At 66.5% G+C, this 18,369-nt stretch carries 17 protein-coding genes; 10 read left to right on the forward strand and 7 right to left on the reverse strand.

All coding sequences use genetic code 11. From position 1 onward, the window contains the following. Positions 1-614: 614 nt before the first annotated feature. A complete protein-coding gene (locus F3H13_RS10910; RefSeq protein WP_017343573.1) occupies positions 615-1,157 on the reverse strand; it encodes a KH domain-containing protein in 543 nt (180 codons plus the stop codon). Positions 1,158-1,329: 172 nt separating this feature from the next. Beyond that, positions 1,330-1,674 (reverse strand): DUF5789 family protein, encoded by a 345-nt coding sequence (locus F3H13_RS10915; RefSeq protein WP_223174411.1) that lies wholly within the window; start codon positions 1,672-1,674, stop codon positions 1,330-1,332. A gap of 307 nt (positions 1,675-1,981) precedes the next feature. On the opposite strand from F3H13_RS10915, the gene F3H13_RS10920 reads away from it, so the two are divergent. The 3 genes from F3H13_RS10920 to F3H13_RS10930 all read left to right on the forward strand — a co-directional run bounded on the left by F3H13_RS10920 (position 1,982) and on the right by F3H13_RS10930 (position 5,103). Beyond that, positions 1,982-2,890, forward strand: a complete 909-nt coding sequence (locus F3H13_RS10920; protein WP_149799061.1) for a diacylglycerol/lipid kinase family protein — start codon at positions 1,982-1,984, stop codon at positions 2,888-2,890. Positions 2,891-2,945: 55 nt separating this feature from the next. After that, a complete protein-coding gene (locus tag F3H13_RS10925) occupies positions 2,946-3,593 on the forward strand; it encodes a PHP domain-containing protein (RefSeq protein ID WP_149799062.1) in 648 nt (215 codons plus the stop codon). Positions 3,594-3,828: 235 nt separating this feature from the next. Continuing rightward, on the forward strand, positions 3,829-5,103 hold the full coding sequence (locus tag F3H13_RS10930) for an RNA-guided endonuclease InsQ/TnpB family protein (RefSeq protein WP_149799159.1): 1,275 nt from the start codon (positions 3,829-3,831) through the stop codon (positions 5,101-5,103). Positions 5,104-5,150: 47 nt separating this feature from the next. On the opposite strand, the gene F3H13_RS10935 is transcribed toward F3H13_RS10930, so the two are convergent. Next, the gene (locus F3H13_RS10935; protein WP_223174412.1) at positions 5,151-5,747 is read right to left on the reverse strand and encodes a hypothetical protein; all 597 of its coding nucleotides are present in this window, start codon (positions 5,745-5,747) and stop codon (positions 5,151-5,153) included. Positions 5,748-5,814: 67 nt separating this feature from the next. After that, positions 5,815-6,057 (reverse strand): PRC-barrel domain containing protein, encoded by a 243-nt coding sequence (locus F3H13_RS10940; protein WP_149799063.1) that lies wholly within the window; start codon positions 6,055-6,057, stop codon positions 5,815-5,817. 487 nt (positions 6,058-6,544) lie between these two features. Between F3H13_RS10940 and F3H13_RS10945 the strand changes: the two genes are divergently transcribed. The 5 genes from F3H13_RS10945 to F3H13_RS10965 all read left to right on the forward strand — a co-directional run bounded on the left by F3H13_RS10945 (position 6,545) and on the right by F3H13_RS10965 (position 10,969). Next, positions 6,545-7,873: an AI-2E family transporter gene (locus F3H13_RS10945; RefSeq protein WP_149799064.1), complete on the forward strand. Its 1,329-nt coding sequence runs from the start codon at positions 6,545-6,547 to the stop codon at positions 7,871-7,873. A gap of 129 nt (positions 7,874-8,002) precedes the next feature. Next, complete coding sequence (locus F3H13_RS10950) at positions 8,003-8,815, forward strand: manganese catalase family protein (protein WP_149799065.1); 813 nt, start codon at positions 8,003-8,005, stop codon at positions 8,813-8,815. Between the two features lie 195 nt (positions 8,816-9,010). Further along, entirely contained in the window at positions 9,011-9,598 is a 588-nt protein-coding gene (locus F3H13_RS10955; protein WP_149799066.1) for an Ntn hydrolase family protein, read from the forward strand. A gap of 109 nt (positions 9,599-9,707) precedes the next feature. Beyond that, the gene (locus tag F3H13_RS10960; protein WP_149799067.1) at positions 9,708-10,247 is read left to right on the forward strand and encodes a metal-dependent hydrolase; all 540 of its coding nucleotides are present in this window, start codon (positions 9,708-9,710) and stop codon (positions 10,245-10,247) included. Between the two features lie 203 nt (positions 10,248-10,450). Continuing rightward, complete coding sequence (locus F3H13_RS10965) at positions 10,451-10,969, forward strand: GNAT family N-acetyltransferase (RefSeq protein WP_149799068.1); 519 nt, start codon at positions 10,451-10,453, stop codon at positions 10,967-10,969. Between the two features lie 30 nt (positions 10,970-10,999). Here F3H13_RS10965 and rio1 read toward each other — a convergent pair whose 3' ends face one another. The 3 genes from rio1 to nasA all read right to left on the reverse strand — a co-directional run bounded on the left by rio1 (position 11,000) and on the right by nasA (position 15,939). Continuing rightward, positions 11,000-12,001, reverse strand: a complete 1,002-nt coding sequence (gene rio1, locus F3H13_RS10970) for a serine/threonine-protein kinase Rio1 (protein ID WP_149799069.1) — start codon at positions 11,999-12,001, stop codon at positions 11,000-11,002. A gap of 78 nt (positions 12,002-12,079) precedes the next feature. Next, on the reverse strand, positions 12,080-13,378 hold the full coding sequence (locus F3H13_RS10975; protein WP_149799161.1) for an MFS transporter: 1,299 nt from the start codon (positions 13,376-13,378) through the stop codon (positions 12,080-12,082). A gap of 476 nt (positions 13,379-13,854) precedes the next feature. Beyond that, the gene (nasA, locus tag F3H13_RS10980) at positions 13,855-15,939 is read right to left on the reverse strand and encodes an assimilatory nitrate reductase NasA (protein ID WP_149799070.1); all 2,085 of its coding nucleotides are present in this window, start codon (positions 15,937-15,939) and stop codon (positions 13,855-13,857) included. 461 nt (positions 15,940-16,400) lie between these two features. On the opposite strand from nasA, the gene F3H13_RS10985 reads away from it, so the two are divergent. Next, a complete protein-coding gene (locus tag F3H13_RS10985) occupies positions 16,401-18,176 on the forward strand; it encodes a nitrite/sulfite reductase (protein WP_149799071.1) in 1,776 nt (591 codons plus the stop codon). Beyond that, a complete protein-coding gene (locus F3H13_RS10990; protein ID WP_149799072.1) occupies positions 18,169-18,354 on the forward strand; it encodes a hypothetical protein in 186 nt (61 codons plus the stop codon). Before F3H13_RS10985 ends, F3H13_RS10990 begins: the two co-directional genes overlap by 8 nt. Positions 18,355-18,369: the final 15 nt, after the last annotated feature.

Below are 18,369 nucleotides of genomic sequence, written 5' to 3' on the forward strand. Positions count from 1 at the left end.
CTGGCGCTGTGACATTACAGCCATTGATTGATTGTGATTCTATATAAACCCTTTGCTCGTGTCGTGCGAAAACGCAACACGGTGGGGGAGTATCAGCCGGTATGCGGTGCGTTCACACGGGCCTTTATATAGAACGCTAGATCAACTGCCGGACGTTGATTGTTTATAAAAGAACCGCGGTGGCGCGTGCCGACGAACGCCCGCAGGGCGTGAGTCGCACGCGCGAGGGAGTCGGTGGTCCGGAGCGAAGCGGAGGACCATCGACGAGGCTGGGGAGGCGTGAGGCTGCGGTTGCTGTGCGGGTGGGGTGGGACTCAAAGGGGCAGTCGGGAGGCGGGCGCAGGCGTTCACGAGAGCAAAGCTCTCGTGAGCCAATCAGAACGCGGAGCGTTCTGATGACGACGCAAGCACCGCAGCGAAGGAGCGGTAGCGACTGAGCGAGGCGCGCAGCGAGCGTGCGCCCGCCTCCCGACTGGGGCTTTGGCGGTGTTCGCCGTCGATCCGTCGACAGTCACTTATAAACAAACGACTGGGGCGTTGGCAGTAGTCACGACACCGCTGGTGACAACAATTTATAAATAAACGGCGACGCCGACAGTGATAGCAGATCCTGCTTACTGCGGCGCGTTGAAGCTCACGTCGTCGTCGAGCTCGTTCGACATGCGCTCTAGGTAGGAGTACACCGCGCCGTGCGGCGCCCCGTCGAGCAGCATCCCGACCGCCCGCCGAACCACTTCCAGCTCCTCGGGCTGCCCAACGGCGCCCACGGTCGACCCGTAGACGACGACGTTCGCGCCCGACAGCTCCTCGATGAGCTCCCGAGTCCGGCCGTTCTCGCCGATGATCCGGCCCTTCTTGCGCTGGAGGTCGTTGTCGTTGCGGGTGTGCTCCGACAGGTCGATCAGATCGAGCGTCCGGAGGTCGTGGTCGAGGATCGACAGCGCCGTCTCCGGCTTGAAGCCGCGCCCGATCGCCTTGATAATGTCGGGAGCGACCATCGCTGCCACGGGGTCGTCGCGCTCCTCGATGGCGACGCTCCCCGACTCCGAGTCGATGTCGAGCCGCACGTTCGCCCGTTCTTCGATCTCCCGCATGGTCTCGCCGCCGGCGCCGATGACGACGCCGATCCGGTCCTGCGGAACCGTCACGTGTTGCATACCACAGGATACCCGGCGAAGCCTTTTAAGCGTGTTCCGCCGCGGGCGGTGTGTGCCGCTATACCGGTTCTCGCCGCCGATCTGTCTCTCGGTCCGAACACCGCCGGCCGCGGTGCCCGCGCCGGGACGGGGATCATCTCGCGGGACGAGCGTCGAAGTGGCGGCCACTCACTTACACCGACTGTTCGGTGTCTTCCTCGGTGTCCGTGCTACTGCCGCGGTCCGAGTAGTGATCTCGGCCGATCGCCTCGTCGCTGACCATCCCGATGACGCTCCGGCGCACGTCGTCGACGGACTCGTAGGTGGTCTCGCCCTGCGCTTCTAACACTTTCTGGAGCGTCGTCGTGTCGCCTTCCAGCTCCAGTTCGCGGTCGCCGTACCGCTCCAGTAGCGCCTCCTTGTCGAACGGGTACTCCTCGTCTTCGAGCTCGTCCGCGAGCGGACCGAACTCCACGCCCTGCTCCCGGCTGTCCTCGTTCTGGTCGGTCATCGCCTCGAAGAGCCGCGCCGAAGCCATTTACTCCCTGTGCCGGCACTTGCCGGGTCAAGTCGTTGGGGTCAGTGACTCGGGAGGGATCCTGAGCGGTTCGCGCCCGACCGAACCGCGAGCTGCCGCGTTGGGCTTATAAATTACAGCAGCCGCTCAGAGGATAGCGACCGCCTAACAATTCGACAGCAGTGCGAGGGGGAGATCGTGTCTCGAACGCCGATAGCCGCTCCGAACGGAACTGTCAGAGAACGTCGGGCTCCGCGATCGAACACCGAACGGGGAGGCGTTCGGAGTGATATCGCCGGGGCTTCCGCCACGTCCGACGGTGTGTAAGATGGCGGGAACGGTGATCATTTACAACCCGCAGAGCGGAGGCGGCTCCCACGCCGACAAGGTCGAGGACAGGGCGGACCTGAGCGGGTATGCGGTCGAGCGGTCCGAACGAGCAGGCGAAGCGGTCCTCCTGACGCGGGAGGCGATAGAGGCGGGATACGAGACGATCGTGGCCGCCGGCGGCGACGGGACGGTCAACGAGGTCGTACAGGGGCTCGACCGCGCCGACGCGTTCGACGACGTGACGTTCGGTATCCTTCCCCTCGGGACCGGCAACAACTTCGCGAAGCAGATCGGGATCACCGATCTCGAGACCGCGTTCGCCGCCCTCGACGACGGGACCAGACGGACCGTCGACATCGGGATGGCGACCGATCGGCCCTTCGTGAACTCCTGTGTCGCAGGGCTGACCGCTGCGTCGGTCAGCGAGACGTCCAGCGCGTTGAAGTCTCGTATCGGCGGGGCGGCGTACGTGCTCACGACGCTGCGGACCGTGACGGAGTTCGAGCCGCTACGGCTGACCGTCGACGACGCGAGCGGCGGCGACACGCCAACTTGGCGCGGCGAGGCGCTCTGCGTGATGGTCGGGAACGGTCGTCAGTTCGCGGCGGACGGGACGACGCAGGCCAACATGGAGGACGGCCGCTTCGAGGTGGCGATCGTCAAGGACGTGCCCAAGTTCGACCTGATGAGCGATGCGGTGTTCGAGCGGCTGTTCGGACGGGATTCGCCGCACATCGACCGATTCCGAGCCGAATCGGTGGACATCGAAAGCGGCTCGGGGGACCCCGTCAGATTCACCCTAGACGGAGAGATCATCGAGCGACGCGACATCGCGCTCAGCGTTCGACCGCGAACGCTGCGACTCGTGGTCGGGGAGGGGTACGATCCCGAGCCGATGGACCCATGAGACGAAACGGTGCCGAAAACGACCGTAAAACGGCTACGCAGCGCCCGAGAGTCCAATGTTCACCGTAGACCTTCACGCCCACACGCGGTTCTTCCACGGCTTCGGAGCGGAGCCGACCCGCTACGATCCGGTCGGAGCGCGGCTGCTGGCGCTGTGGGGGCGGCGCTCCGGGCTGGACGGCGTCGCGCTGACCAATCACGACTACTACCGCCCGTTCCACGGCGTGCCCGGGAGACCGCAGTTCGTCCCGGGCATCGAAGTGACGACGACCGCCGGCCACCTCCTGGTCGTCGGACCGGACCCGCCGCGTCGGACGGTCCCCGGCGAGCGGACCCCGGAGGCGGTCGTCTCGCAGGCGCACGACAACGGATGTGCCGCGATCGTCGCGCACCCGTACCGACGGAGCCGCGTCCGCGAGAGCGAGGCGGCGTTCGACGCCGTCGAGATAAACGGGAAACACCCCGAAAACGCCGAACGCGTGCGGGAGCTCGCCGAGTCGCTCGGCGTCCCGGTCGTGGGCGGGAGCGACGCCCACTTCCCCTTCGAGGTGGGGCGGACGGTGACCCGGATTGAGGCGACGGAACTCACACCCGAATCCGTGGTCACGGCGATTCAGGAGGGTGCGGTCGAGGTGGCGGTCCGCCGCTCGCCGCTCGACGAACTCGCGCGAACCGGCTACGAGTACACGCATCGGTACCTGTGAGGCGACCGGAGCGCGACGACTGGACGCGTCACCGCCACCGACGTATCGGACCGCGAGCACGTCCGAAGGTCCCGATATCGGTCGTTATGGAATTTACAAGGCTAAAACCCCGCCCTTCAGGGCGGGGATACAGCCGACAATCCCTATACAATCCACCGCGATAGCAAGGTCGGATATTCCACGCTAACCGACACTATTAACAAAACACTGTTCATAACCAGTTATGAAGCCAGAAATGAGTCGAACCGTCCGAACCTTCGAGGCAACGATTACGAACCAGCAACAGGTTCGTGACGACCTCGACCAACTCGGGTGGGCCGCCTCAAAACTCTGGAACGTCGGTCGCTACTACGCACAACAACAGTGGGACGAAACGGGCGAGATTCCCGGTGACGGGGAACTCAAAGCCGAACTCAAACGCCACGAACGCTACACGGACTTACATTCTCAATCCAGTCAGCGCGTTCTCGAAGAACTCGCTGAGGCGTTTAACGGCTGGTTCGGGAAGCGTCGGAACGGCGACGACCGTGCCCGACCGCCTGGCTACCGGAAGAACGGAGACTCCCACCCGCGTTCAACTGTGTCCTTCAAAGCGGCTGGCTTCAAGCACGACGCACAATTCACCCGTGTTCGCCTCTCAAAAGGACGAAACCTCAAAGAACACCGTTCGGACTTCATCCTGTGCGAGTACCAGACTCGCCCGGATGTTGACCTGACCGAGTGGGACATCCAACAGGTTCGATCCGTCTACAGGCGCGACGAGTGGCGACTCCAATTCGTCTGTCGCACCACTATCGACCCGGAACCGCCGGGCGACAACGTGGCTGGTGTTGACCTCGGGATCTGCAACTTCGCCGCCGTCTCCTTCGGCGATGAGTCGGTGTTGTATCCCGGTGGCGCACTCAAAGAGGACGAATACTACTTCACGAAAAAGAAAGCCAAGTGCGACGATTCCTCATCCCGAGAGGCTACACGTCTCGACCGCAAGCGGACGGGGCGTCGAACGCACTTTTTGCACGCACTCTCGAAAGCAATCGTGGAGGAGTGTGTCGAACGGGGTGTTGGAACGCTTGTCGTTGGCGACCTCGGCGGCATCCGAGAAGACGACGAGAACGGTGACTCTCGGAATTGGGGCGATCACGGCAACCTCGACTTGCACGGGTGGGCGTTCGACCGCTTCACGACGCTTCTGGACTACAAGGCGGAAGCCGAAGGCATCGGCGTGGAGCTGGTGTCGGAACATGATACGTCGAAGTCGTGTTTAACGTGTGGCCACACAGACGAGAACCAGCGTGTGGAACGCGGACTATACGCGTGTGAGGAGTGCGACACGGTTGCGAACGCAGATGTGAATGGCGCTGAGAACATTCGGCAAAAGGTACTCCCGAGTCTCGCCACGGATGGCGGCGATAGGGATAACGGCTGGTTGGCACAGCCAGCGGTTCACCTGTTCGACCGTAGTGAGGGCGTTTTCGCCCCACGAGAACAGGTCGTGAACCGCGAACCGTAATATCCCAACGCGGTCGGGAATCCTCGCCCTTCAGGGCGGGGAGGATGTCAATCGTAGACGTCTCCCGTTCGTTCCCGACTGCTGATCCACGTGCCGAGGGCCAGTCCGTAGATCGCGTGTCCGACGTGGAATATCACCGCTTCGTCCGGGTCGAGCTCCTCGTCGAGGAGGAACCGGAACACGAACCGCGTCCCGAACGCGGAGAGCCCGAGACCGTAGGCGAGGGCGAGTCCGATCCCGCCGAGCCTGCGTTCGCGTTCGCTCCGGAAGCTCAGCAGGCCGATCCCGACGCCGAACAGGCCGCCAGCGACGCCGCCGTACAGGAAGTGGAGGAGGAGTCCGACGGCGGGGTACGTCTCCGCGTCGCCGCCCCCAACGTACGTCGCCCAGAAGTCGGCGGTCGGCGGCAGCGCGCGGAAGACGGGGAACCGGTACAGCGTCATGAGCACGGTGCCGACCACCCCACCGACGACGCCCCGAATCAGTCCGCGGAGGATGCGGGATCCGGAGCCGGAGATCGGCACGTTCCGGACGCCGATCCGTCGGTCGCTCGCGTCTGTGGCGGCGTCTCGATCGACGGACTCCGTCGGACGACCGTTCCGCCGATCTGACTCCGTTGAACCACCGTTTTCTGTTGGATCCATAGTAACCGGGTGAGTTTCGAACGGAGGACACAGATTCGACAGGGGCACGGGCGGGGACGACGTAGCGTTATCTGCGCAGGCGGATTTCGTTGTCAGAAACGGACTCGATGCTGGAGGCATCGAGCTGATAGTTGTCTTCGTCGGCGTCGCCCCAGCCGAGTTTGGATCGGATCGTGTCCGCCAGTCCCGGGTCGGGATCGACGTGCGCTTTTCCGTGTTCCACGCTGGTGACGCGACCGACCGTGTCGCCGTCGGCGTTGACAACGTTCTTGCCCTCGTCGTCTTCGGTCAGTGTTACGTCGCTTCGCATGGGTAGCGGATACACGGCGTTTCAGCCACTAACCGTTCTGCCTGCCCTTGCTGGGGGTATATCTGAACGTAGCCACCGAGCGGTCCGACATCGAAAGCGCTTGTAGTCACGAACGTACCCAGCACAAGAAATATAAGATATATGTTAGTACTACCAGCTTGCTATCGCAAGGCGATAATATTCTATGTCAGGTTAGCCCATAGGACCCTCAAAACCCGCTTTCACACAAGATTCAAGAAGATTGGTACCCAAATATTAAATATGTTTGATGTATCATTTCGCTGTTCGATCGATCCGATCGGCGATTGCCGCCGAGTGACCGCCCGGCTGGATAGCCGCCGCAGGAACGGACCGTCCTCAACGCGGGTGGCAGTCCGGGGTGGCGGCGCGAAACCGTCATCCGGGTTCCCGGCCGCCCCCGAGACGGCGATCGGGCCGAAACCGGCGGTCGCCTCGCCGGCGCGGCACCCGTCACAGAGGCAGTGAGATGGACCGATCCACGAGCGGACTCGAAGGCCGACTACCGACCCGCAGTCGAGCCGCCTGGTGGGCGTTCGTCCTCTTCCTCGGCGCGGTAGTCGCGTACGTCGTCGGCTCCTTTATCGGACTCGTCGTGTTGGGGCTGTTCGGCTACTACGCCACCCGGCCGATCTGCGTCCGCCTCCGGTCGGTGACCGGCTCGCGATCGCTCGCGGCGACGTTGACGGCGCTGTCCGTCATCGTACCGATCCTGCTGCTGTTCGGCATTGTCGGGCTCCGGCTGTTCCAGGCCGTCCGGAGCCAGTTCGGGGACGGAAACGTCGTCGGGACGCTCATCGCCCGGATCACCGGCGTCGACGCGCTCACGCCGGACCAGCGCGAGCAGTTGATCACGCTGCTGTCGAACCCCACCTCGGTCCTCGACGCCGGCGGATCGCTCTGGTCGAACCTGGGGACGGTCGTGACCACGCTACAGGGCGTCGTCGGCGGGCTGTTCCTGCTGGGGCTCGCCACGACGCTGGCGTACTTCCTGCTCGCCAACGACGACGACATCTCGACGGGACTGATCGAGCTGATCGGGGGGCGCGACTCGACCGCGTACGCCTACGCGAGCGCGGTCGACAGCGACTTGGAGTCCGTGTTCTTCGGCAACCTGCTGTTCGTCGTCGCCTCGTCGATCCTGGCGACGGCGGCGTACGCGGGGACGAACCTCGTGGCGCCGCCCGGACTCCAGGTGCCCATGGTTCTCGTGGCCGGGTTCCTGACCGGGATCGCGAGCCTGATCCCCGTCGTCGTCGGCAAGATCGTCTACATTCCCATCGTCGCGTCGCTCGGGTTTCAGGCCGTCAGCGGCGACGGGGGCGACGGGAGCCTCGTGTTCGTCGGCGCCGTGCTCGTTGCTTACGTGCTCCTCTTGGACATCCTGCCGCAGTCGTTCCTCCAGCCGTACCTCTCCGGGCGACGGATCGATCCGATCCTCCTGCTTTTCGCCTACCTGATCGGACCGATCCTGTTCGGGTGGTACGGCATCTTCCTCATGCCGATCCTGTTCGTGGTCGTCCTCGAGGCGATCCGGATCGTCCTCCCCGAACTGCTCAGCGGAGAGCCGATCCGCCCCGAGGCGACCGTCGCGGGGGGCGTCGGGACGGACCCGAAAGACGCTCACGCGGAGGAGGAGGAGTTCCAGAACGGTGATTCCGAGCCGGAGTCCGGAGTCGATCCCGCGGCCGAATCCGATCCCAGTGCCGAATCCGATTCCGCGGCCGACTCCGAGTCCGATTCCGGATCCGATCGCGGTCCTGACTCCGATCGCGGTCCGAATTCAGACGAGAGCTGAGACCGCGAGGTCGGTTTCACGGCCCGCGTGTTTGTCGCGTCGGGCCATTGTCACCCGAAGAGACGGTAAAATCACCCGGCAGGCGCAGGCAGGACGCTTTTTGTCATCTCTGGCGGCTTGGATGGTGCCGTGTTCTACCACGACGACGAACTTCAGTTCGAGGTCGAAGTCGAAGAGCCAGACCCGCGCTTCGCGAAGCTGCTCCAGCAGGCCATCGGCGGCGCCGAAGGAGAGATGCGCGTCGCGCTCCAGTACATGTTCCAGGCCTTCGCGGTTCCGGCCGAGAAAGACGAGATCAGGCGGTTCCTCATGGAGACCGCGACGGAGGAGCTCGGCCACATCGAGATGCTCGCGACCGCGGTCTCGAAGAACCTCGAAGGGGCGTCCGAAGAGGCCCGCGAGTCAGCGCGCGAGGACCCCATCATCGACGAGATGATGCGCACCGGCCAGCCCCGACAGGCGCTCTCGGCGGGGCTACACGCCATGCCCGTCGACAGCAACGGCGCCCCGTTCACCGGCAACTACGTGGTCGCGTCGGGGAACCTGGCCGCCGACATGTACGCGAACGTCATGGCCGAGTCCACGGGACGCGTGCTCGCGACCCGACTGTACGAGTTCACCGACGACCCCGGCATGAAGGACATGCTGGAGTACCTCATCGCCCGCGACACGATGCACCAGAACCAGTGGCACGCCGCGCTGGAGGACCTCGGCGAACACCGGCCCGTCCCGGCGAGCTTCGACCAGGAACAGGAGAACCAGGAGTACAACTACTCGTTCATGTCGACCGCCCGCGAGGAACGGGCGGATCCGAAACGGCCGTGGACGCAGGGCGAAGCGCCCGACGGAAAGGGCGAGTTCAGTTATACGCCCCAGCAGCCCGGTGGGGGAGCTCCCGATCTCAAAGAGACGATCGACGAGATGTACAACGAGGTACAGTGAACGAGTCGGGGGCGGAGACGGTATCCCGTCGCGACCCCATTTCTCGCCCGCCGACCCCGCGGCGTACAGGTTTCCACCTTCGATCTCACCGGCGTACCGGTCTCCACCTTCGATCTCACCGGCGTACCGATCTCCACCTTCCCCCGCACACGCAGGCAGCGGCGTTACCCGGCTGGTCGTCGTTCGTACGCAACCATGAGCACCGTCGTCGCGATCGAGACGCCGACAGGAGTAGCCATCGCCGGGGACACCAGAGTCATCGACGGCGGGGCGGTGTCGTCGGACCAGTTCCAACGGGTGTTCGATCTCAGCGGCGTCGGCGTCGGCGTCGCCGGTGAGTCGGCGGCGGTTCGGGAGTTCTGGCGATCGTTCGAGATCGCCCTCCGGGATCGCGGGCTGGAGAGCGGCGACGCCCCCGGCGTCGACGCCGTGGCTCGCATGACGGCCCGAGAGACGGAGAACGCGGGCGTCGACGCCGTGGTCGGCGCGCTGGACGCCGACGGGGCCGCGAGCCTCCGGCGGGTCTCGGGCGACGGGCGCGTCCTCGAGGCCGACGCGGTCGCGCTTGGCACCGGAAGCCGAGTCGCGCTCGGACTGCTGGAGGCGCTCGACGAGGAGGAGGCGGCGAGCGACCCCGAGCGGGCGGTTCGGGACGTGCTGGAGACGGTGATAGCGAAGGACGTCGACACCGGTGGCGACGTCGACGTCTGGACGCTCGGGAGCGCGGCCCGGATCGAGCGAGACGGCCGCGACCTCGAGAACGAGGAGGAGGCGGAGGAGTGACCGACGGCTGTGCCGCGAGCCGGGGGAATGTCTCCCCGGCACGCCTCGACGTGCCACCGAGAGGACGCTCCGCGCAGGGCGAGTCAGTCGCCTCGGGGGTGTCGCTCGGATGGTAGACGTGAGCGGCCACTTGGGGATGGCGCTGCTCTGGCTCGCGCCGGCTTGGTTCCTCCTCGACCATCGGAAAACGGCCGCGACGTTCGTCGCGTCGGGCGTCCTCTTCGGAATGCTGCCGGACGTCGACCTCGTCCTCGAGGGGCTTATTCCGACCGTCAAACACCACGGGGTGTTCCACACCGTCCTCGCGGTGACGATCTTCGCCGCGGTCCTCGGGCCGCTCGTCGGGAAGGCGGTCGAGGCGGTTGCCGGTGACACGGAGTGGCTGTCCCCGGAGGCGGCGGCCCGCAGCCTCCGGTTCGGCTTCCTGGCGGTCTGGGTCCCCGGACTCGCGCACGTCTTCGCGGACATGCTCTCGGCGCCGGACATCGCCGACTCCATCGAACCGATCTGGCCGCTCTACGGCGGGTCTATCGGCGTCGACCTGGTCTGGTACAACAACCCCGTGGTCAACTGGGGACTCCTCGTCGCCGGCGTCCTCGTCAACGTCGGGCTGTTCCTGTATCTCGGTCGGCGACCCGCGTCGGACTGAGCGGACCGACGGCGTATCGCTCGGGCAAGGGGCTCGGGCGAGGCGCCTGGGGTGACGGCCGCGGTCGCGGTGACGGCGTGTTTCGCCGCGGGCGGCGTGTGCCGGTATACCGGTTTTCGCCGCCGATTTAGGGGATTACGTCGGTTCAACACACGCTGTCACACCCGCGGGGGATTTTTGTAATCGTTCGCCGATCCCCGGGTATGGAGATCCGCCCTCCCGAGACCGACCCGGAGATACGGGAACTGATCCGGGCGCACGGCCTGTCGTGGCGCGAGGCGTACGACAATATCCTGCCCGAGCCGGTGCTCGACGCGATGACGGTCGACCCAACGCCGGAGGAGGTCGAGGGATGGGCGGAGGGATTCGGTGACGACGACAGCGCCGTCTTCGTCGCCGTCGTCGACGGAACGGTCAGGGGGTTCGTCGACGTCCGCTGGGGTGAGGAGAACACGAAGTCGTTCGTCGGCCCTGACGAGGCCGACGTGAAGGCGATCTACGTCCATCCCGACTGGTGGGGCGAGGGAGTCGGGACGGCGCTGCTCGACCGCGGCCTCGACGCGCTCCCGGACCGCGTGGAGGCGGTCCGACTCGAAGCGTTCGCCGACAACGACGTCGGCGCCGGCTTCTACGAGGCGCGAGGGTTCGAACGGGTGGAGACGGACGAGACCGAGATCGCGGGCGAGACGTATCCGACCGCGATCTACGCCCGCGAGGTCTGACCCGAACGCGTGGCCGGAGCGCAGACCGTGTTATACTCCGTCCGCTCCCGACCCCTCGTTCGCCCCCGCGCCTGGCTCCCCGCCCGACTCCGGCTCTTCGCTCGGCTCCGGCTCCCCGCTCGGGTCGGGCTCGGGCTCCGTCACGTACGCGCGGAGGTCGTCGGGGTCGACGTCGATCCCCTGTCGCGTGAAAAAGGTCGCCACGTTCTCGCAGTCACGCGCTAAGAACTCCCCGGCGTTGGGGTGATGAACCGTCACCGCCTGCCCGAGGTCGATGATCACCAGCTCGCCCTCGTGGATGATCATGTTGTACTCCGAGAGGTCGCCGTGGATCAGCCCGGCGCCGTACAGCCGGCGCATGTACTCGCGGACGACCTCGTAGGCGGTCTCCGGGTTCTCCACGTCGACCTCGCTCAGCCGCCGAGCGCGCTCTTCGGCGTGACCGACCAGCTCCATCACGAGGACGTTGCGCTGGACCGCGATCGGTTCGGGCACCCGAACGCCGGCCTTCCGCGCGCGTTCGAGGTTCGCGAACTCCTTCCGGGTCCACGCCAGCACGACCGCCTTCTTGTCGCTCGCGATCCCCTCGAAGCGCGGGTCGCCCTCCAGGTAGTCGCGCATCTGCCGGAAGTTCGAGGAGTTGATCCGGTACACCTTCACCGCGACCTCGCGCTCCGGCGTGACGCCCTCGGGGCCGCCGCCCGCGGCCTCCGACCCCGGCTCCGGCCGCTCGCCCGCCTGCCCGCCGAGCGCCTCGAAGACGCTCGCCTCCTTCCCGGTCGACACCGGCCCGCCGAACGCGTCGACGTAGCCGTCTTGGACCAGCTTGTAGACGGCTGCCAGCGTCGCGTCGTCGAACACCGACTCCTGCAGCTTGAACTGCTCGGTGTCTTTGATCCGCTTGCGGAACTCGTCGAACTCGCGGTCCTGCCGCCGGGCGATCCGGTCGGCCTCGGTGTCGGAGACGTCGAGCTGCTCCCACTCGTCGCCGGGCTGGTCCGCGGGTTCGAGCAGGCCGAAGTCCTCGCTCATTCGTGGCAGGGTTCGGCGCCGCGAGGGATAAGCGAGGGGGTCGGCGACGGCGACGGAGTCCTCCTTGGGATCCCGCAGTCAGTCGTCCGCGACGGGCGCTCCGTCGCTCTCGCCCACGAAGCCGTCGTCGGTCGCGCGTTCGGCGATCCTCGGTTGGAACACCCACGCGGCCAGCAACACGATCGGGATCATCGAGGCCCCGACGATCGCGTACCCGGTGTGGAGGTTCGGGAGGAACGGGGCGGCGTACACCAGCGGGTAGACGATCCCGCCGACCGTCCCGACGCCGCCGACGACGCCGGCCACGGCACCGGAGCTGTCCGGGAACATCGCGGGCACCTGCGCGAAGATGGCCCCCTCGGAGAACGCACAGCCCATGCCGACGAGGAACCCGGCGCCCACGGCGACGAGCACCCGGCCGGAGAGCCCCGCGAGCGTCATCCCGAACATCGCGAGGACGACGAAACACAGCGAGACGAACGTCCACTGCTCGCGGTAGCGGCCCGTGAACAGCGGAATGATGTTCCGTTCAGCCCGCGCCAGCCGGTCGCTGACGTAGCCGCCGATCGGCCGCAGCAGCCCGGCGGCGACCGAGAACGTCGCGGCAAACGTCGACGCCAGCACGAGGTTCTGCGTGTCGAACCCCTCGCGGTAGTAGGTGGCCAGCCAGCCGTTCATCGACAGCTCCAGCCCGAACGTCATCACGTACGCGAGCGCCAGGACCACGGTGCCGTACCTGGTCGCGGTGAAGATCCACTCCCGCAGCCCGGCCTTCTCCTTCGTCGCCGCGCGCTTCTCGCTGCTCTTTGCGGCCTCGCCGAACGCGTAGTAGACGCCCGCCAGCAGGATCGACACCACGCCGGTGTAGAAGAACGCGGCGCGCCAGTTCGTGTCGAAGATCGGTCCGCTCCACCCCGAGGAGAACACCCGCGGGAGTACGAGCGCCCCGCCGGCAGCGCCAGCGTTGCCGATCCCGGCGTAGATCCCCTCAGCGGTCCCGAGTTCGCCCGCCTCGAACCATTCGGAGACGTGCTGGATCCCGATCACGAAGGTGATCCCGGCCGTGGCCACGATCAGCCGCGTGGCGAAGAACGTCGCGTACGACTCGGCGAACGCGCTCCAGATCGAGAAGACGCCGACGTACGCCAACACGATGGCGAATATCGTCGGCGCCCCGAACCGGTCCGAGAGCCACCCCGTGAGGATGCGCCCGAACGGCGCCAGCCAGATCGCCGCGCTCGCGAGGACCCCGATCTCGGCCAGCGACAGCTCGAACTCCTCGGCCATCGGCCCGGTGAAGGGCGCGAACGAGAACCAGATTAGAAACGAGAAGTTGAACCCGACCGTCGCGAGCAGCAGCGTCCGGTACTTCGTCATCCGGATCGGACTGTTCACGCGCACCACCCCGCGGCGCCGTCCGCAACGCGGCGATCCGCTCCGCTCGTCTGTGAAGTCGACGAGGTGGACCGAGTCGCGGCCGTCGACGCGATCGCCGCCCACGCGTGCGAGTATTCCGCGCCGAACGTTGCTTTTTCACCCAAGATCGCCCTGATACTTCCGAACGTGTGTTTATTCACGTTTCGAGACCATGAACGCGGGGTTAATAAGATAACTGATGAACATATGTCTGCTAATAGCCGGTGAAATGAGTAATAGCGCGATCGATTCTCCGAGCCCACTTTATTGCCCTTCTCCAGACAAGAAGTTTATTTCTAAGAGATGAATCTACGTCGTAATTCATAAATTGAAATAATATACCAGATCATTGTTCATTATATGTTCTAAGGATGGGGTCGAGCGGCCGTGAATCGCGTCGAGGAGGCCGAAAATTTCCGGAAAACGTCGCCCGCGAGTCACTCGGAGGCGACCGGCTCGTAGTCGCGTCGCTCCGGCCGGTCCGGCGCCGAGATCCGCACCGCGCACTGCTTGAGGTTCGGTTCGGTGGAGTCCGGGTCGACCGCGGACAGCGTGAGCTCGTTGATCGCCCCGTAGTGGATCGGCAGCCACACCATCCCGGGCGGGACGTCGTCGTTCGGGCTGACCGCGACTCGCACCTCGGACCGGCGGGACCCGATCACCGTCTCTCCCCGGTCGAACGCCGCCAGGTGCCGGGCGATCGTCTCCGGGTGGATCCGCGCCGTCGGAAGCGCTCCCCCGTCGTCTCCCGTCCGGACGCCCGTGTTGTAGACGCCGTCCGCGCGCCCCGTCGTCAGCGTGAGCGGGTACTCCCCGTCGACCGGTTCGGGCACCTCGCAGTGCGTTCCGGTCGAGAACCGGGCGCGGCCGGAGGGCGTCCGGAACGACCATTCACCGTCGTCGTAGTACCGGTAGCCGCCCTCCGCGTCGGCGGTCGGCGCGGGCCAGCGGACCGCCAGTTCGTCCGCCAGCCGCTCGTACGAGATCCCGGACAGGTCAGCCGTCGTGCCGGCGGTGAGGTCGCGAATCTCGTCGAAGGTCGTGGCCGGGTCCAGCGGCGGCTCGTCGAACAGGCCGGAATGAATTCGGTTGCCGATCGCCGCGATGACGTCGAGGTCCTGCCGGGCCTCCCCCGGGGGATCGGTCGCCGCGGTGACCCGCGAGACACGCCGCTCCATGTTCGTCGTCGTCCCCTCGGACTCGCCCCACGTCGCCGCCGGGAGGACGACGTCCGCCAGCTCGACGGTGTCCGACCGGAACGCGTCCTGAACGATCAGGAACGCGTCGTCGAGCGCGTGCTCGACGTGGCCCGCGTCGGGCATCCCGGCGACCGGGTTCGTCGCGACCGTCCAGCAGACGTCGACGTTGTCGCGGGCGAGCTCGTCGACGATGCGCACGAACCCCGGACCGGGGGCGTCGGGGAGCCGCCCGAGCGGCACGTCCCACGCGTCGGCGACGTCGCGCCGGGCGGCCGAGTCGTCGAACGGGCGGTAGCCGGGCCAGGTCCGCTTCGAGGCGCAGACGCGGTTCCCCATCGAGTTGGCCTGGCCGGTCAGCGAGAAGGGCCCGCTCCCCGGACCCATATTCCCCGTGGCGAGACAGAGGTCGATGAGCGCCCGCGCCGTCCCGGTGCCCTGAACGCTTTGGTTGACGCCCATCCCCCAGTAGATCAGCGAGTCCGCGACCAGCGCGTCGGCTATTTCGCGGACGCGCTCGGGCGAGACGTCCGCGGTCGCCGCAGCGTCGGCGACGCTCGGGAGCGACTCGACGGTCGCGGCGTACCCCTCCGTGTGTCGGTCGACGAACCGGTCGTCGACCGCGCCGGTGTCGACGACCCGCGCGAGGACGGCCCGCGCCAGCGCGAGGTCGGTCCCGGGCTCCGGCCGGACGTGACGGTCGGCGTCGGCCGCCGTCCGCGTCTCGACGGGGTCGACGACGATCAGTTCGCCGTCGCCCGCGGCGGCGCTGTTCTCGATCCACGAGTGTAACACCGGGTGCGCGACGGCGGGGTTCGCGCCCCAGACGACGTGGGTGTCGGCGGCGGGAATATCGTCGTACGTCGGCGGGGGCGCGTCGCTCCCGAACGCCTGGGCGTACGCCGCGACGGCCGAGGCCATACACAGCGTCGTGTTCGCGTCGTAGTGTCGCGTCCCGACCGCGCCGCGGGCGACCTTTCCGAGCGCGTATGCGGCCTCGTTCGTTTGCTGCCCGCTCCCCAGCACGGCGACGTTGTCCGGATCCTCGCGGATGGCCTCGATGAGCCGCGTCGTCACGACGCCGAGCGCGGTGTCCCAGTCCGTCGGTCGGAGCGACCCGCCGCGGCGGATGAGCGGCCGCGTCAGCCGCTCCGCGCCCGGGTCGACGGTCTCGCTGACCCCGCGCTGGCAGTTGCGGCCGGCGGTCGCCGGATGATCCGGGTCCCCGGAGACGTCGACGAGACGGCCGTCGTCGGCCGACTCCGCCTGGAGGTAGCCGCACCCGACCGCGCACCGCATACAGGTGGTCGGTTTCCGGTCGCTCATGCGCGGTCTGGCGCCGACAGAACTGATCGATCGTCGTTTCCATGAGCGTCGTGGTCAGGGAACATTTCGGCTGGATACACGGTCGTCCGTATGACTGATAACTGTTGTTTGTAATCAAAGACCACAGTATATCGGATATATGGGGAGTTTCGCGCGGTAGAGATGGAACTGATCCCCATCCATTAGATGCCCTTAACCAATATCTCGCTGCGAGCTGGCGGTTCCGATACGAAAGTCTCGCTCGATATCACTGTCAAGAATATAAATTCTCTGTCGAGGGGTAGAAATTATCCCGGGCGAAACGATCGAGTTCCGCTCTATGGAGATCGAGCGTACTATTTCCGTATTTATTAAAGAGACAACACTTTATGGCGCAATCTCTATGCGATATTCAGACAAATGAGCCAGATAATCGAAAAAGCAGCGACAACGATCGGGCTCGACAACTCGGGTGGGACCGCGTGACGAACAAGAAGGAGACGTGGAAGGAGGGGATGTACGGCGACGAGGTCAGGGAGAAGATCCTGGAGTTCGCGGAGTCCGGCTGGGAGTCGATCCCGGAGGACGAACGCGACATGTGGTTCTCCCGGTTCAAGTTCTGGGGCGTCTTCCACCAGCGCTCGGGCCAGGAGAGCTACTTCATGCTCCGGCTGGCGAACGCGAACGGACTCCTCACGGCCGAACAGCTGCGCGCCGTCGGCGAGGTCGCCGCGGAGTACGCCAGGGGACCGGTCTCGAACCCCGAGTTCGGCGACGCGTGGATCGACCTCACCACCCGCCAGTCGATCCAGCTCCACTGGCTCAAGCTGGAGGACATCCCGGCGATCTGGGAGAAGCTGGAAGGTGTCGGCCTCTCGTCGCGCTCCTCGGGCGGCGACACGATGCGGAACATCTCCGGCTGCCCGGTGGCCGGTCGCGACAAGCACGAGTTCGTCGACGCGCAGCCGGTGCTGGACGAGATCACGGCGAAGCTCCGGGCCGACGACGACCTCGCGAACATGCCCCGGAAGTTCAACATCAGCGTGACGGGCTGCCGCGAGGGGTGCGCGCAGGACTCGATCAACGGGATCGGCCTCGAACCCGCCGAGAAGGCGATCGACGGCGAGGACGTGCGCGGGTTCAACGTCCGCGTCGGCGGCGGCCTCGGCGGCCGCGAGCCCCGGCGGGCGCGGAGCCTCGACGTGTACGTCACGCCGGAGAACGCCTACGACGTCGTCAGGGGGTTCGTCGAGCTGTACCACGAGCACGGGGACCGGGAGAACCGCCAGAAGAACCGGAGCCGGTTCTTCGTCGACGACTGGGGCACGGAGGAGATCCGCGACCGCCTCGGCGAGTCGTACGTCGACTTCGACCTCCGGCGCGCGGGCGAGGACCTCCGCGACGAGTACACGTACAACGCCGGGAAGGCACCGTCGGCGGGCAAACACGACCACGTCGGCGTCCACGAGCAGGCCGACGGCGACTACTACGTCGGCCTGACGGTCCCGATCGGCCGGCTGACCGCCGCCGAGACCGTTCAGCTGGCCGACCTCGCGGCGACGCACGGCTCGGGCGAGATGCGGCTCACTCGGCGGCAGAACCCGCTCATCCTCGACGTCCCCGAGTCGGAGCTCGACGACCTCCTCGACGCCGACCTGCTCGACACGCACAGCCCCGAGCCGAGCGTGTTCACGCGCGGCGCGATGGCGTGTACGGGCACGGAGTTCTGCTCGCTGGCGCTGACGGAGACGAAGGCGCGGACGGCGGCGATGCTGCGCTGGCTGCGCGCGAACGTGGACCTCCCGGACGACGTCGAGCAGATCAAGATCCACTACTCCGGCTGCACGGCCGACTGCGGACAGGCGATGACCGCCGACATCGGCTTCCAGGGGATGCGCGCGCGGAAGGACGGCGAGATGGTGGAGGCCATCGACGTCGGCGTCGGCGGCGGGATCGGCCCGGAACCCTCCTTCGTCGAGTGGATCAGACAGCGCGTCCCGGCCGACGAGGTGCCCGGCCTCCTGCGGAACCTCCTGAACGCGTTCGCGGCGGGCCGCGAGGAGGGACAGACGTTCAGGGAGTGGGTCGAGGCGACCGGCGAGGAAGCGCTCGTCGAGCTCGCCGAGCCCGAGGAGACGGACTACGAAGACCCCTGTCTCACCGACGCGAAGCGGTCCTGGTACCCGTTTGCCGACGGCGAGGGGCCCGCGCCGACCGACGCCGACGGGACGCCGATGGCGACGGAGAGCGATGACTGACCGGAGCGCCGAGGCGACGCCCGAGCGGGTCCGCGACCGCGCCGGCGAGGAGGTCCGTGCGGGCGCCGGCGAGGAGGCGACCGTTCCCGTGGCGTCGATGGACGTCGCCCCCGAGCTGTTCCCGGCGGACGCGACCGGAGACGCGGCCGGCGACGCGACGGAGCGGGGTGCGGAGTGAACGACCCCGTCCCGA

Origin of the sequence: Halorubrum xinjiangense (assembly GCF_900102375.1) — an archaeon.
Lineage (GTDB): Archaea > Halobacteriota > Halobacteria > Halobacteriales > Haloferacaceae > Halorubrum > Halorubrum xinjiangense.